The sequence below is a fragment of the Streptomyces sp. NEAU-sy36 genome, assembly GCF_013423905.1.
Classification (GTDB): domain Bacteria; phylum Actinomycetota; class Actinomycetes; order Streptomycetales; family Streptomycetaceae; genus Streptomyces; species Streptomyces misionensis.
Genome location: NZ_CP058977.1, coordinates 3,642,304 through 3,656,005 on the forward strand (window position 1 = coordinate 3,642,304; position 13,702 = coordinate 3,656,005).

Genomic DNA, 13,702 nt, shown 5'->3' on the forward strand with positions numbered 1-13,702 from the left:
GGTCGGCACATCCGTTCCCGCTCTGGTCTGGACCAACCTCTTGCCCCTCGCCCTCCCGCACCGCAAGCTCCCTTCATGGAGCTGGAGTTGCGGCATCTGAAGACCATTCGGGCCATCGCGGACGCGGGCAGTCTGACCAGGGCGGCCACGGCGCTCGGGCTCGCACAGCCCGCCCTCAGTGCCCAGCTGAAGCGCATCGAACGGGCACTGGGCGGCGCCCTGTTCGAGCGCGGCCGGCACGGCGTACGGACCACGGCCCTCGGCGAGCTGGTGCTGGAACGCACCCGCATCGTGCTGCCCGCGGTGAGCGAACTCCAGCGGGAAGCCGCCCGGTTCGCCCGGACCCGGGGGGAGGAGGGGGAGTGGCTGCGGCTCGGCGGAACGCACGGGCCGCTGCTGGGCGCGCTGGTGGACCGACTGGCCGACGCCGCGCCCGGCACCACCGTGACCACCTGTGCCTCCTGGTCCGAGCGCGAGCTCGCGGAGATGCTGACCGAGGGGCGCCTGGACTTCGCGCTGGCCGGCACCTGCGGCTCGACCCCGCCGCCCGAATCCCCGTACCTCGTCTGGGAGGAGATCGCCGTCGACCCGGTCTTCGTGATGCTCGCCGACGGCCACCGGCTGGCCCGCGCACGGGAGGTCGGCCTGGCCGCGCTCGCGGACGAGGAGTGGGCCTGCGTTCCCGGCGACGGCTGTTTCGCGGACTGCTTCACCGCGGCCTGCGCCCGGGCCGGCTTCACTCCCCGGCGCATGTACGAGACGGACACCGCGTCCTGTGTGCACCTGGTGCAGGTGGGCCGGGCGGTGGGCCTGTGCCGGGCCACCTTCCCGCCGACGCCCGGACTCGCCATCCGTCCGCTCGCCGGCACGCCCCTGATGTGGCGGCACCTGCTGGGCTGGCACCCGGCCGGACAGCGACCGGACACCGCGGCCACGGTGCTCGCCCAGGCCCGCGAGGCGCACGCGGGCGCCGCGGCGCGCAGCGACAGCTACGCGCGCTGGCTCGCGCACCAGCGCCCGGGCCCCGAAACCACGCCCCGTCCCGCGCACGCCACGGCACCCGGTACGGGTTCCATATCGCGCGGGCAGGGGGTCGGTTGACGTCTTACGGGCCGGGGCGGCTCGTCCCTACGGTTTCGGCACCCCACCGAATCCGAGGAGATCTCCCCATGCTCCAACGACACCTCAGAGCCGCGTGCGCCGCCGTCGCGGCGGCGGGTGCCCTGCTCGCGGCCGGGCTCAGCGGCTCCGCGAGCGCCCAGCCCTCCCTTCCCGCCGCCCCGCCGACGGCGGCCGACAGCCTCCGCACCGCAGCGGCACCCCCCGGCCTCCTCGCCGCGCTGCAACGCGATCTCGGCCTGAACCGGCGGCAGGCGGACCGCCGACTGGCCAACGAGGCCGAGGCGGGCGCCACCGCGGGCCGGCTGCGCGCCACCGTGGGCGCGCACTTCGCGGGCGCCTGGGTGAGCGGCACCCTCTCGGACACCCTGACCGTCGCCACGACGGATGCGGCCGACGCGCGAGCCATCCGGGCGCGGGGCGCCCACGCGGTCGTGGTGCACCACTCCCTGGCCGCGCTGGACGCGGCCAAGGCACGCGTGGACCGGGCCGCCGCGCGCCACGGCACCACCGACACCCCGGTCTGGTACGTCGACGTACGCACCAACGCGCTGGTGGTGCAGGCGATACGGCCGGCCGCCGCCCGCTCCCTGCTCGCCGCGGCCGGCGTCGACGCCTCCCTCGCCCGGATCGTGAAGTCCGCCGAACGGCCACGCCCCCTCGCCGACCTGCGGGGCGGTGACGCCTACTACATCGACAACAGCGCCCGCTGCTCGATCGGCTTTCCGGTGACCCGGGGCACCCAGCAGGGCTTCGCCACGGCCGGCCACTGCGGGCACGCCGGCAGCACCACCACCGGCTCCGACCGGACCGCGCAGGGCACGTTCCAGGCGTCGGTCTTCCCCGGCAACGACATGGCCTGGGTGGCCACCAACGCCAACTGGACGGCGACACCGTACGTCAACGGCTCCAGCCAGCAGGTCGCCGGATCCGTGCAGGCCACGGTCGGCTCCTCCGTGTGCCGTTCCGGATCCACTTCCGGCTGGCACTGCGGCACGGTGCAGCAGCTCAACACCAGTGTGACGTACCAGGAGGGCACCGTCGCCGGCGTCACCCGCACCTCGGTGTGCGCGGAACCCGGCGACTCGGGCGGCTCGTTCATCTCCGGCAGCCAGGCGCAGGGCGTCACCTCGGGCGGTTCGGGCGACTGCACGAGCGGCGGTACGACCTACTTCCAGCCGGTCAACCCGATCCTCCAGAACTACGGCCTCACCCTGAAGACCGCCGCGTCCGGCCCCGGAGACCCGGGCGGCCCCGGCAACCCCGGCGGCACCTGGTCCGCGGGCACCGTCTACCAGGCGGGCGACACGGTGACGTACGGCGGTGCCACCTACCGCTGCCTCCAGACCCACCAGGCCCAGCCGGGCTGGGAGCCGCCGAACACACCGGCGCTGTGGCAGCGGGTGTGAGCGGCTGGCCCGTCCCGCCCGCCGTCCGCCGGGACGTCCCAAGGCGTCTGCGACGGCGCCGGCGCCGGTGCCCACCGAGGGGGGAAGACCCAGGGCACCGGCGCCGGCCGACGAACCGGCCGGGGCCGTCCGCGCCGGGACCCGACCGGGGCGGGCGTCAGCCGTTGAGCCAGTCGCCCGGGATCAGGTCGCGCACGCGGTCGAGATCGTCCGCCGTCCGGCCACGGGCCAGCAGGGCGGCGCCGCCGTCGACCCGCAGCAGGACGTCCTGGGCCAGGCACCACCGGCTCCCGTACTCATCGCCGACGGGGTACTCCGGGAACGGCAGCCGGACGGAGTTCGCCTCCAGCATCTCGGCCTCGTCGCCGTACAGGTCGAGGTAATCGCAGAGTTCCTCGTCGGCGTGCAGGGACTCGGACAGGACGATCTCGACGAAGCACAGGGAAAGACGCTCCAGCCAGCCCACCCACCGCTCGGCACTCTTGTCGGCGAGGTCGAGCCGGACGAACACCGCGGGATCGTCGCCTTGGAGGCTGTCGAGAAGGATGCCCCAGGACGCGGCCCCCTGGTTCTCGTGCCGGAAGACCAGGGCCTCCTTCGCCGCGTCGACGTACAACTCCGCCGGATCGAGCAACACGTCGTGGTTGCTCGTCAGTTCCCGTCGGCGCCCGAACAGCAGATACGCCTCGCGCAACGCCGCGGGGAGCCTGAGACCCAGTCGCTCCTCCGCGGCGTCGAGGTCGGCTTCCGTCCACCCGGCGTCGCCCCCGAGAGCCGTGCCGGTCCAGTGAGCGGCGAAGCCCCGGACGAAGGCCCACGCACCACTGCGGCCTTCGACGCCTCCGGTGAGCGATGCCGCGAGATCGAACGCTTGTGTCATGCCAGGACGATATCCGTTCCGCACCCGGGATCCGCCAGGAGGGCGGGCCGGGCGGTGCACACCGTGACCTCGACCGGAAGGCGGAGATCGGTATCGGCGGCACGGCATCGGCGGCCGGGGCATGGTGGCGAACCCGTTGGCGCCGACCGGCCCGTCGTTTCGCGGACGACCGCCTTTCCGGACTGGCGCGGCGCGTTTCCGTCCAGACCAGGTTAATGGAGTGGGAAAGTGGCATAACACACCGATCGTGAAGGGGCCTCCATGCCGCAGCCCGCCCACTCCGTGCAGACGCCGGACACTGTGCAAGGTCTGGACGCGGTGATCCGCGACGTCGTCGAACCGCTGGCCGAACAAGTCGACCGGGACGGCGCCTTCCCCAGGGACGGCGTACGAGCCCTGGCCGCCGCGGGCGCCCTGGGCCTGCTCAGCGACCCGGAGTTCGGAGGATCCGGCGCGGATCTGCGGCAGGCGGCCGGCGTCGTCGAGCGGCTGGCCGGCGTCTGCGGCTCGACCGCCATGGTGCTGCTCATGCACTACGCCGCCGTGTCCGTCATCGAGGCCCACGGCCCGGAAACCGTACGGCGGGCGATCGCCGAGGGACGGCATCTGAGCACCCTGGCCTTCTCCGAGAAGGGCTCACGCAGTCACTTCTGGGCGCCGGAGGGCACCGCCGCGCAGGACGGCACCGGCGACGTTCTCCTGAACGCCCGCAAGTCCTGGGTCACTTCGGCCGGAGAGGCCGACAGCTACGTCTGGTCGAGCCGGCCGCTCCGGGCCGCGGGCCCCATGACCCTCTGGCTCGTGCCCAGCGACAGCGCGGGCCTGGAGGTACACGGCGACTACGACGGATTCGGGCTGCGCGGCAACGCCTCCAGTCCGGTCGGCGCCAAGGACGTACGGGTCCCGGAGACGGCCCGACTGGCCGCGGACGGACAAGGCCTCGCTGTCGCACTGGAGTTGGCGCTGCCCCGCTTCCTCGTGCTGAGCGCCGCCTTCTGCACCGGCGTGAGCGAGGCGCTGCTGACCCTGGCCGCCAAACACCTGCGCACCGCACGCCTGGAACACCTACGGCAGACTCTGGCCGAGCAGCCGCTCGCCCGCCGCGACTACGCCCTGCTGCGGCTGCGCGCCGACGCCGCCCGCACCTTCCTCGACGACACCCTCGCCGCACTCGACACCGGCCGCCCCGACGCGACATCGCGGGTGTTGCAGGTCAAGGCCCTGGCCGCCGAGACCACCGCCGAGGTGGCGGACGGTGTCATGCGGCTGTGCGGAGGCAGCGCCTTCCGCCGCGAACTGGGCGTGGAACGCCGCTTCCGCGACGCGCTGGCAGCACGCGTGATGGCACCGACCACCGAGGCGTTGTACGACTTCTGCGGACGGGCCGGACTGGGCCTGCCGCTCTTCGAGGAGGCCCGGTGAACCCGCTGGTGCTGGGGGCCGTCGCCTACGACGCCAAAGTGGTGACCATCTGGTCCGGCTTCCGCACATGGCTGCGGCGGCAGGGGCTCCCCTTCGACTTCGTGCTCTACGCCCACTACGAGCGGCAGACCGAGGACCTGGTACGCGGCCGCATCGACGTGGCCTGGCAATCGCCGCTGGCCTGGCTGCGCACCCGCCGACTGGCCCGGGCGGCCGGCGCCGGCGTCCGACCGCTCGTGATGCGCGACACCGACCAGGACCTCACCTCGGTCGTCGTGGTCAGGGCCGACGCACCCATCGAGGCCGTCGCCGACCTCAAGGGCCGGAACATCGCGGTGGGCGCCCTCGACTCACCCCAGGCCACCCTCATCCCCCTGCGCCACCTCGGCGAACTGGGACTCGACACCGGCACCGGACTGCGGGTCGAACGCCACGACACCGGCGTCGGACTGCACGGCGACCACATCGGCGGCGAACGGGACGCCGCCCACGCCCTGGTGGCCGGCCGGGCCGCGGCAGCCTGCATGATCGACGCCAACCACCTGGCCTTCACCCAGGACGGAACCCTGCCACCGGACGGCACACGAGTGCTCACCCGCACGGACCCCTACGACCACTGCGTGCTCGCGGCCGGGCCCGCGCTCGCCGCCGGCCCCGCCGAACTCCTGACCACACTCCTGCTGTCGATGTCCTACGCCGACCCGGACGTCCGCCACCTGCTCGACCTGGAAGGGCTCACCCGCTGGGTCCCCGCACGCGAGACCGGCTTCACGCAACTGGAGGCCGCCGTCGACGCGACGGGCTTCTACGACCCGGACGGGCGGGTCACGGCCACCGGCTACCGGCCATGACCGGTGGCGCCCCGCGGCCCGACACCGTGCCGCTGGACCTCGCCGGACTCGGCTTCGACCGGGGAGCGCACCTGCTGCTGCGCCGGGCGCTGCGTGAGGTGGCCCCCGGCCGGCAGATCGCCGTGTCGGGCACGCACCCGGAACTCCTGTCCCACCTGGCCGTCTGGTGCCGCCGCGAAGGCCACACCGTCACCGCCGCACCCGCCGACGAAGCCCCCGTGCGCGCACACGTCCGCCGGGGCACGGCCGCGACGGACCGCTGGGACGGTGCCGAACGCGCCGGAGGCGCCGGAGCGGACGGTGTCGCCGACCACGCTCCGGCGCACTGGGGACTGGCCGCGCGCGGTGCGCTCGTCGAGGCCGGCGGACCCGAGCTGCACTTCGCCGTCGCCGACCGCGACACCGCCTGGACGGACCTGGCACCACGCCTGTACCGCCAGGCGGCCGCCGCCCAATGGGACCCGCACACCGCGATCCCCTGGGACACGCCCTTCGCCCTGCCCGACGACATCGAGACGGCCGTCGTGCAGGTGATGACCTACCTGGTGGAGAACGAACAGGCCGCCCTGGTCATCCCCGGGCGGCTGCTGACCCAGGTGCACCCGCACTTCCGGGAGGTGCTGCAACTGCTCGCCGTGCAGGCCGCCGACGAAGCCCGGCACGTCGAGGTCTTCACCCGGCGAGCGCTGCTCAAGGGCGGCCGGCCGGGCACCTCGTCGGTCGGCGGCCGGGCCTCCCTGGCGACCCTGATGAGGGAGCCGGACTTCTCCATCGCCTCCTTCCTGCTGTCCGTGCTCGGCGAAGGCAGCTTCCTCAACCTCCTGGCCTTCCTCGAACGGCACGCACCCGACCCCCTCACGCACCGCATCAGCCGGCTCGTCCGCCAGGACGAGGCACGCCACGTCGCCTTCGGCCTGGGCCACCTCGAACACCGCAGCACCGTCGACCCCCGCCTGCGCGGCAGGCTGCGCGCCGCCGTGGAACGCCGCCACGAGGCCCTGGTGCACACCGCCGGCCTGAACGCGGAGGTCTTCGACGCCCTGGTGCTGCTCGCGGCGGGCTCCTGGAACCCGGACGCGATCGAACGCGGCTGGCGCGCGGTGCAGCGGCTGCGCGCCGACATGGACGAAGGCCGACGCCACCGGCTGTCCCGACTGGGCTTCCCGGACGACGAGGCGGCGGCCCTCTCGGCCCTGCACACCCGCAATTTCATGTGAACGACTCACCGCCCATACTCGACGGATGGACTGGGCGGAGACGCGTGACTGCCGCCTCGACGTCGACCGGGTTCCGGAGCTTTTGCGGCGGGTGGAGCACCAGGACGACACCGAGGCGTGGAAGGAACTGGGATGGCGACTCGTCCTGGAACACGACCTGGTGTCCCCGGCCGGTTTCGCGGCCCTGCCGCGCCTGGTACGCCTCGCTCCCCGCAGTGCCGGGGCACGCGCCCTTGCCGGGAAGATCCTGGAGCGCGCCGCCGGGCCACACGGCTGTGACGACCTGCCGGCCGACCGCGCTGCTGCGGTCAGGGAGTTCCGCGATGTCCTCGACCGGCACCTGCGTTCGCGGCCGGCCGACTATCTGGTGTGCTTCCGCGCCCTGCTCGCGGCCGAGGAGGAGTACCACTGGGCGAACGCCCTGGAGGGTTTCACCGACGACGTTTACCACGTGGACTGCCCCGACTGCGGCACGGGCGTGATGATCGTCATCGGTGGATTCGGACGCTACTCGCAGGTGCGGGACGGGAACGAGGAGATCCGGCGGGAGCTGCGGCCGGCCGCCGCCGGCGAACTCACCGGAACCGGCCGCTGGATGCACCGGATCACCGTCCGCGACGGGCAGAAGACGCTCGCCGACGGAATCGCCCACCTCTTCGGCAGGGCGGAATGCCCGCGCTGTGCCGGCGTCTTCGGTATCGCGGACGAGTACACGGCCGCCAACCGCCCGGTGATGCGGTAGAAAACGCGAGGCCGCCGGTGGACCGCCCGACCGTGTCGGAGCCAACGCCGCGAACCGGGCGAACGGCGCGCGGCGGCACGCCAACGGCGCGCAATGATCGGACAAAGCTTCCAGCGTGATCTGTTGCCGCGCCCCTCACAGAGACAAGATCGCCTCCGTGTACGAAGACATAGGCCCTGGCTGCCCGCGATGCCACGCGGCCCTGCCGGACTCGGATCCCCGGTTCAGCGCCTGGTGCCCGGCCTGCGACTGGAACCTCGACCCGCAGGGCGGCGATGTCTCCTGGAAGGGCGGACCGAGGTCCTTGGCCCGTCAGCGGCGTGCGCTCGAACGCGTACTGGCGGACGGCCGCAGAACCGCGCCGTGGAATGCCGCCCTCGTCGGCGCCCTGGCGCTCGCGACCGCCGTCAACCTCGTCACCGTCGCGCTCGCGGGTACCGGCGTGTGGCTGCTCGTCGTCGGCACCTGGCCGGAGCGGGTACTGGGCGCGGCGGAAATCGTCATCGCACTGGTGCTCCGTCCACGGTTCGGCAGGATGCCCCGGCACACCCTGGACGCCGCCGCCGCGCCGGTGCTGCATGCGGTGACGAAACGGATCGCCGCCGAACTCGGCACCAAGCCGATGGACGCGATCGCCGTCGACACGCGGTACGGCTCGGGCTGCACGGTGGTGGGAGCGCGCCGGCGGCGCGTCCTTGTCATCGGTCTGCCGCTCTGGGAGGCCCTCGGCGCCGACCAGCGGCTCGCACTGCTCGGCCATGACATCGGTCGTGCCTCGACCCGAGGCGGTCCGAGCGGCGCCTGGATTCAGACGGCCCTGGACGCGCTCGCCACCTGGGCGGACATGATCAGCCCCACGACCGAACTGGAGGCCGCGCGGCAGGGCGTGGCGGACGCGAACGCGTTCGGCCGGGACTCGCTGCGGCAGAACACCAACATCAGTCTGGGGCATGCCCTTGCCCAGCCCCTCCAGAACCTGCTGGCCCACGGCATGCTCGCGCTCCACCGGCTGCTCGGCCGGCTCGACGACCTCTCCGGCAGGCAGTCGCAGTACCGGGCCGACGAGATGTCCGTCCGGGTCTCTTCCACCGCCTCGGCGGACGGGCTGCTCCGGGCGCTGCTGCTGAACGAGACCGCCCGCTTCGCCGTCGAACGAGCGGCCCGGAGCGGGGGCGACGTCTGGGCACGGGTGCGCGCATCCCTGGCGTCGGTTCCGGACACGGAACGCGAGCGGCTCCTGCGCCTCGCCCGGTTGCGCGGCGACGCGACCGACGGCAGCTCCCCGCCCACGTACTTCCGCATCCAGTTCGTGAACCGGATTCCCGGCCCCGAGACCGCGCTGACGCTGAGCGGGAAGGAAGCGCAGGCGATCGACGAGGAACTCCGGCCGCTGCGGAACGCGATCGCGGACGAGCTGCGGAGCACGGCCGGTTAGGCAGGCCGTCGGCGCGGGACGGTCGTCATGCCAGCCACGCCCCGTCGCGCATGACAACCCTCCCGCGCAGTTCCGGCACGCCGCGCCAGGCGCGCACCGTCCGCGGCACCACGCGTACGTACACCTGGGAAGCCTCTTCCGCTCGCGGATCCCACCCGAACTTGCCGGCGAACGCCTCCGCCGCGGCCGCGGGCACCTCGTCGTCCGGGAAGCACGTGGCCTCCCCCTGGAGGAGCACGACGTCGAAGGTGTCCGGCAGCGCGAGGCGCACGCGCGGCTCTTCGCGGACGTTCCGCGCGGTCACGGAAGCGGCGCCGGTACTCATCCACAAGGCCCGGCCGTCCCAGAGGAACCACAGCGGGACCTGGTGCGGCCCGCGATCGGGGTGAGCCGTCGACAGCCACACGTCGCGCTCGGTGCCGAGTCGTTCAAGAGTGTCGCGTATGCGCTCTGCCGTCCGGCGGGGAACGGTTCCCGTGGCTTCCATGAAGAGCGACCCTAGCCAGGCGGGTACGAGCCGCGCCTGGGGCGCAGGACCTACTCCCGGCGACCGAGGGACGCCTCGGCTGTGAGCACGCCGCTCGCGCTCGGCAGGGCGATCGCGATGCCGTCCGGGAGGGAATCGTCCGCGCACCTGTTCTCCGCCACTCCGCCGGAGCGCGGAGGCCGTCCGCCCCGGGCTACGAGCCGGCAGGCGACAGCGCGGCGGTGTCGGCCAGGACCCGGGCCGCCGGTGCCGGGTCGACCAGCCACTTCAGGTGGCTGCTGGTGAGCGTGCGGACGTCGTAGGGGTTCTCCGGCGTCAGCGCGTCGCCCTCGCGGATCATCCGGTCCTGCATGGCGAGCGGCACGCTGGTGTCCTCGGTCAGCCGGACGTACGTCCTGGGGATCCGGCCCCACGTCTCGGCCTGTGCCCGGTCGTCCGGCGTGCCGGCGTCGAGGTTCTCGTCGGGCTGGAAGGTGTTGAGGAAGACCATGAACTCGTCGTCCGTTCCGTCGGCGAGGAACGCCGCCTTGAAGGCCGCGAGGACGCCGGGGTCGGCGGTGCGGAAGTTGCAGCGCAGCAGCCCGAGTTCGACGGGATTGCCGACCATCGCCGAGGCTGGCCCCGTGGCGTCGACCGCGGCCATCTCGGGCTCGGCGTAGTAGGCGCTGACGTCGAGGTCGACGGGACACCAGGCGGAGACGTAGACGATGCGGTCGATCAGGTCGGGCCTCCGATTGGCCGCGACGGTGGCCGTCAGGCCCCCTCGGCTGTGGGAGACGAGGATGACGGGCCCGTTCCGCTTGGCCCGCTCCAGTATTCCGATGAGGTGCGTGGCGTTGTCAGCGAGCGTCACGCCCTTGATGGCCCCGGGCGCGGTGGCGAGGGCTGCGAGGTCCTGCGGTGCCTGGTAGGAGCGCGGGTACGTCGCCGCGAACCCGTGCCCCGGCAGGTCGACGGCGACCGAGCGGTGCCCGAGGAGGCCGAGTTCGGCTTGGAGCGGCGCGAAGGAGAAGGAGTTGGCGAAGGCTCCGTGGACCAGTACGAACGTCGGTTGCATCTGTCTGCTCACTTTCCGGCCCGTGTCGGCGGTGCGTACATCGCCCTGTCGGCGCCGTGGACGATCCGACGCCGCACACTACTCAGTGGGAGATCATCCGCACTACTCGGACGAGACCTTCCGCTTGTGCACGTCGCCACCGGCCCGCCGGCACGGCGTCCGGCGGCGGCACCGCGCACGGGACACCGGCCCCGGCGTCCGCGTCAGTCGCTCCCGCGGCGATCGTGCACCCGCCCCAGCCTGCGGCCCACCAGCAGGTAACCGACCAGCGCGCCGGTCGTGTTGAGGATGACGTCGTCCACGTCGAAGGCCCGCCCGGTGACCAGCGCGCCCTGCGCCATCTCCACCAGCAGCATCACGGTCGCGGTCAGCAGCAAAACCCGCAAGACCCCCCGGGCCCCCGGCGCGAGCACCGGCACCAGGACCCCGAACGGCACGCCCAGCAGGATGTTGCCGCCGATCTGCTTGGCGGCGTCGCGCAGTTCGGGCTGGTCCAGATAGGCCCTGATGGAGCGGCCGGGATGCAGGTTGCTGTGCGTCAGGGATACGGACGCCGGGGACGGCGCCAGAGTGATCTTGGCCAGTACGACGGCGAAGGCCACCATGAAGACGAAGGCGCCCAGCATCGCCAGCATGCGGACGGGCAGCGGGAGCACGTGCCGACGGCGCGGGGGAGCCGGCGTCGTCTTCCCGGCGGCACGCTTCACCGCGGTGGCCCCACGGGCGTCGCCCGCCGCCCCCGCCCTCGCGCTCCGGAAGGGGCCGCCGCTCCAGCGCGCCCGCGCCTTCGCCGGACGACTGCCGCTCCCCGCCTTCGCCGTGGGGTCCTTCTCGCTGCCCTCCCGTGCCCGCGCCTCTGCCCGGCCCCGGCGGCCGAACCAGGCGAGGCGACTCGACCGGGGCGCGCGACCGGGAGCGGCTGCGCGTGAGTACGGAGCGGTGCGGGCCATTCGGTCCTCCAGTCGTCGACGACCCTGTGTGGTGGAACGGTCAACCGCGAGGCCGGCGGGACGCCGGGAGCGCGCACGGATCACGACCCGTAGGAGACGTGCACTTCCTTGAAGCCGAGCGAGTGCAGCAGACCCTCCAGCATCGCCGTGGTGTTGGTCTCGGCCCGTGCGGTCAGTCCGCTGTTCCTGGCCGCCTCGCCGATGTGGGACACGGCGAGCTTCTGCACGGCGTGCTCGCTGTTGGGGTTGTCCGAGAACAGGTCGCCCAGGCGGTCGAGCAGTCCGCGCTGCTTGGAGACGGCGTAGGAGTGGTCGGCGTCCAGGGCCGGTGCACCCAGCCGCGCGTGCGGGAGCCGCAGCGTGGCCGACGTACGGTCCTCGTTCACCGTCACGTCCTTGTCGCCGACCTCGCCGAGGTCCACATAGGCGTCCACGGTGCCCGCGCCGACATACAGGGTGCGGGTGCCGCGAACGGCGTCCGGCAGGTACTTCGCGTCCTTCTCCAGGTCGACGACGACCTGGAAGTCGCCCGAGGCCGCGTCGTAACGGCTCATGTCCCTCACGGACTTGAGGAGCGCGGGGCCCGAGCGGTCGTGCGTCTGCGTGCCGAACAGATCCTTGACGCCCGGAAGCACCGCCAGCTTGATACCGGCGAACAGCAGCGCGAGCACCAGCACGAAGGTGGTCACCACCTTCGCCCAGCCGGGCATGCGCCTGTGCGGGCGTGTGGCGGGAGTCGTCATCCGGCAGCCTCCTTCCTGCTGTCCGGATGCCCCCCGAACCCCGTGCCAGACACGGCGGGTTGACGCAAGTGCCGATCCGGCGGCGGAGACGAGGGCGGCCCGGGAGCGAGTCGGGCGGTGCCGGGCCCGGTATGCGCCGCGATGAACTGCGCGGAAGCCCGGGTGGCGGCCCGGGAAGGGAAGCCACCGCTCCCGAGGCGGCTTCGCGACAGCGCCCGGCCAGGCCGACGCGGAGCCGCCGGCCTGGCCGGGCCCACCGGCGAACGGTGAGCGGCGCGGCTCAGACGAAGAACGCGTTCATGCCGGGGACATCGGACAGGTAGGTCTCGATGTTGGCGATCTTGCCGTCGCGGAGGCGGCAGATGGTGGAGAGGTACTCGTCCAGCCGGACGTCGCCCCGGCGGGCGGTGTTGTGCAGGGATAGGGCCATGTTCTCGCGGCTCACCAGGATGTGCAGCAGCTCGAAGTCGAGACCGTAGGAGGCGATCTTCTTCGCCCGCTCCACGACGGCCTCCGCGCCCACGACCGTACCGGAGATGGTGTTGTCACCGGGAAGCGTCCAGGTGGCGTCGTCGGTGAGCAGGCTGCGGATGCCCTCCCAGTCACCCGCGGTGAGACAGGCGTGGAACTTCTTGCCGAGCTGGTGCTGGACCTCGTACTGGGCCATCGGATCTCCCTTGGGACGATGCTTAAAGCGGCGATCTCCGCTTTAAAAACCTTAGGCATCCCGTTCGCTAAAGCGCAACTCAATGCTTTAAGGTGGGGGCATGCCCGCCAAAAGCAAAGACAGCCGTCCCGGCGGCCGCAGCGCCCGCGTGCGCGCCGCCGTGCACCGGGCGACCGTGGACCTGGTCCAGGAAGTCGGTGCCGAGAAGGTCACCATCCCCGTGGTGGCACGCCGAGCGGGCGTGAACCCCAGTTCGCTCTACCGCCGTTGGGGGACGATCTCCGCCCTTCTGGCGGACGTGGCCGCCCAGCGCCAGGACGAGGGGGCGCCGGAACTGCTCGGAGATCTGCGCAAGGACCTGGAACGGGCCGCTGTGTGGACGCTCACCGACCTGTCCCAGCCGGGCGGGGTCGCCTTCTTCCGGGCCGAAGTGGCCCCGGACGTGGACGAGCGGCGAGCGGGGTTGCGCGAGTGCCTGGAGCGGGTCAGCACCCGGTTCCACGCCGCTCTGGAGGCCGCGGAGCGGCGGGGCGAGAGCGCACCCCCGCTGGAGCGGGTGCTGGATCACGTGGTCGCGCCCCTCTACTTCCGGGTGGTGTTCTCGATCCCGGAAACGAACGAGGAGTACGCACGCGGCCTCGTCGCCGAGTTGTGCGACTCCGGGTACGGCGCCCCTTCCCGACCGGGACGGGACTGAGCGGCGCCACACCGGCCCGCCCGTCC

The 13,702-nt window shown here is 72.7% G+C and carries 14 protein-coding genes; 8 read left to right on the plus strand and 6 right to left on the minus strand.

All coding sequences use genetic code 11. From position 1 onward, the window contains the following. Positions 1-75: 75 nt before the first annotated feature. Together HZZ00_RS16830 and HZZ00_RS16835 are read left to right on the plus strand one after the other, a co-directional pair. A complete protein-coding gene (locus HZZ00_RS16830; RefSeq protein ID WP_180332950.1) occupies positions 76-1,101 on the plus strand; it encodes a LysR family transcriptional regulator in 1,026 nt (341 codons plus the stop codon). 68 nt (positions 1,102-1,169) lie between these two features. Next, the gene (locus tag HZZ00_RS16835; protein ID WP_180332951.1) at positions 1,170-2,528 is read left to right on the plus strand and encodes a carbohydrate-binding protein; all 1,359 of its coding nucleotides are present in this window, start codon (positions 1,170-1,172) and stop codon (positions 2,526-2,528) included. A gap of 157 nt (positions 2,529-2,685) precedes the next feature. Here HZZ00_RS16835 and HZZ00_RS16840 read toward each other — a convergent pair whose 3' ends face one another. After that, on the minus strand, positions 2,686-3,408 hold the full coding sequence (locus HZZ00_RS16840; protein ID WP_180332952.1) for an SMI1/KNR4 family protein: 723 nt from the start codon (positions 3,406-3,408) through the stop codon (positions 2,686-2,688). A 261-nt stretch (positions 3,409-3,669) separates the two neighbouring features. Between HZZ00_RS16840 and HZZ00_RS16845 the strand changes: the two genes are divergently transcribed. From HZZ00_RS16845 to HZZ00_RS16865, 5 genes are all read left to right on the plus strand, one after another. Then, entirely contained in the window at positions 3,670-4,830 is a 1,161-nt protein-coding gene (locus HZZ00_RS16845) for an acyl-CoA dehydrogenase family protein (protein WP_180332953.1), read from the plus strand. Then, positions 4,827-5,681 (plus strand): phosphate/phosphite/phosphonate ABC transporter substrate-binding protein, encoded by an 855-nt coding sequence (locus HZZ00_RS16850; RefSeq protein WP_180332954.1) that lies wholly within the window; start codon positions 4,827-4,829, stop codon positions 5,679-5,681. The genes HZZ00_RS16845 and HZZ00_RS16850 overlap by 4 nt, the downstream gene beginning before the upstream one ends. Then, the gene (locus tag HZZ00_RS16855; protein ID WP_180332955.1) at positions 5,678-6,898 is read left to right on the plus strand and encodes a ferritin-like domain-containing protein; all 1,221 of its coding nucleotides are present in this window, start codon (positions 5,678-5,680) and stop codon (positions 6,896-6,898) included. Before HZZ00_RS16850 ends, HZZ00_RS16855 begins: the two co-directional genes overlap by 4 nt. A gap of 25 nt (positions 6,899-6,923) precedes the next feature. Beyond that, entirely contained in the window at positions 6,924-7,640 is a 717-nt protein-coding gene (locus tag HZZ00_RS16860) for a hypothetical protein (protein ID WP_180332956.1), read from the plus strand. A 157-nt stretch (positions 7,641-7,797) separates the two neighbouring features. Beyond that, complete coding sequence (locus tag HZZ00_RS16865; RefSeq protein ID WP_180332957.1) at positions 7,798-9,075, plus strand: M48 family metallopeptidase; 1,278 nt, start codon at positions 7,798-7,800, stop codon at positions 9,073-9,075. 25 nt (positions 9,076-9,100) lie between these two features. On the opposite strand, the gene HZZ00_RS16870 is transcribed toward HZZ00_RS16865, so the two are convergent. The 5 genes from HZZ00_RS16870 to HZZ00_RS16890 form a co-directional block, all read right to left on the minus strand. Next, positions 9,101-9,562 (minus strand): pyridoxamine 5'-phosphate oxidase family protein, encoded by a 462-nt coding sequence (locus tag HZZ00_RS16870; RefSeq protein ID WP_180332958.1) that lies wholly within the window; start codon positions 9,560-9,562, stop codon positions 9,101-9,103. A gap of 193 nt (positions 9,563-9,755) precedes the next feature. Next, positions 9,756-10,619, minus strand: a complete 864-nt coding sequence (locus HZZ00_RS16875) for an alpha/beta hydrolase (protein ID WP_180332959.1) — start codon at positions 10,617-10,619, stop codon at positions 9,756-9,758. Positions 10,620-10,822: 203 nt separating this feature from the next. Beyond that, complete coding sequence (locus HZZ00_RS16880) at positions 10,823-11,326, minus strand: VanZ family protein (protein WP_257585837.1); 504 nt, start codon at positions 11,324-11,326, stop codon at positions 10,823-10,825. 323 nt (positions 11,327-11,649) lie between these two features. Continuing rightward, positions 11,650-12,312 (minus strand): DUF4230 domain-containing protein, encoded by a 663-nt coding sequence (locus HZZ00_RS16885; protein ID WP_180332960.1) that lies wholly within the window; start codon positions 12,310-12,312, stop codon positions 11,650-11,652. 280 nt (positions 12,313-12,592) lie between these two features. Beyond that, a complete protein-coding gene (locus tag HZZ00_RS16890) occupies positions 12,593-12,979 on the minus strand; it encodes a nuclear transport factor 2 family protein (RefSeq protein ID WP_180332961.1) in 387 nt (128 codons plus the stop codon). Positions 12,980-13,079: 100 nt separating this feature from the next. Here HZZ00_RS16890 and HZZ00_RS16895 point away from each other — a divergent pair, with 100 nt between their 5' ends. Further along, complete coding sequence (locus tag HZZ00_RS16895; RefSeq protein ID WP_180332962.1) at positions 13,080-13,676, plus strand: TetR/AcrR family transcriptional regulator; 597 nt, start codon at positions 13,080-13,082, stop codon at positions 13,674-13,676. The last annotated feature ends 26 nt before the right edge of the window (positions 13,677-13,702 follow it).

Bases quoted from the DNA above. Each gene is read 5' to 3' on its own strand.
- HZZ00_RS16835 (WP_180332951.1), top strand. From the start codon at position 1,170: ATGCTCCAACGACACCTCAGAGCCGCGTGCGCCGCCGTCGCGGCGGCG.
- HZZ00_RS16830 (WP_180332950.1), top strand. From the start codon at position 76: ATGGAGCTGGAGTTGCGGCATCTGAAGACCATTCGGGCCATCGCGGAC.
- HZZ00_RS16840 (WP_180332952.1), bottom strand. From the start codon at position 3,408: ATGACACAAGCGTTCGATCTCGCGGCATCGCTCACCGGAGGCGTCGAA.
- HZZ00_RS16855 (WP_180332955.1), top strand. From the start codon at position 5,678: ATGACCGGTGGCGCCCCGCGGCCCGACACCGTGCCGCTGGACCTCGCC.
- HZZ00_RS16890 (WP_180332961.1), bottom strand. From the start codon at position 12,979: ATGGCCCAGTACGAGGTCCAGCACCAGCTCGGCAAGAAGTTCCACGCC.
- HZZ00_RS16885 (WP_180332960.1), bottom strand. From the start codon at position 12,312: ATGACGACTCCCGCCACACGCCCGCACAGGCGCATGCCCGGCTGGGCG.
- HZZ00_RS16895 (WP_180332962.1), top strand. From the start codon at position 13,080: ATGCCCGCCAAAAGCAAAGACAGCCGTCCCGGCGGCCGCAGCGCCCGC.
- HZZ00_RS16845 (WP_180332953.1), top strand. From the start codon at position 3,670: ATGCCGCAGCCCGCCCACTCCGTGCAGACGCCGGACACTGTGCAAGGT.
- HZZ00_RS16875 (WP_180332959.1), bottom strand. From the start codon at position 10,619: ATGCAACCGACGTTCGTACTGGTCCACGGAGCCTTCGCCAACTCCTTC.
- HZZ00_RS16870 (WP_180332958.1), bottom strand. From the start codon at position 9,562: ATGGAAGCCACGGGAACCGTTCCCCGCCGGACGGCAGAGCGCATACGC.
- HZZ00_RS16860 (WP_180332956.1), top strand. From the start codon at position 6,924: ATGGACTGGGCGGAGACGCGTGACTGCCGCCTCGACGTCGACCGGGTT.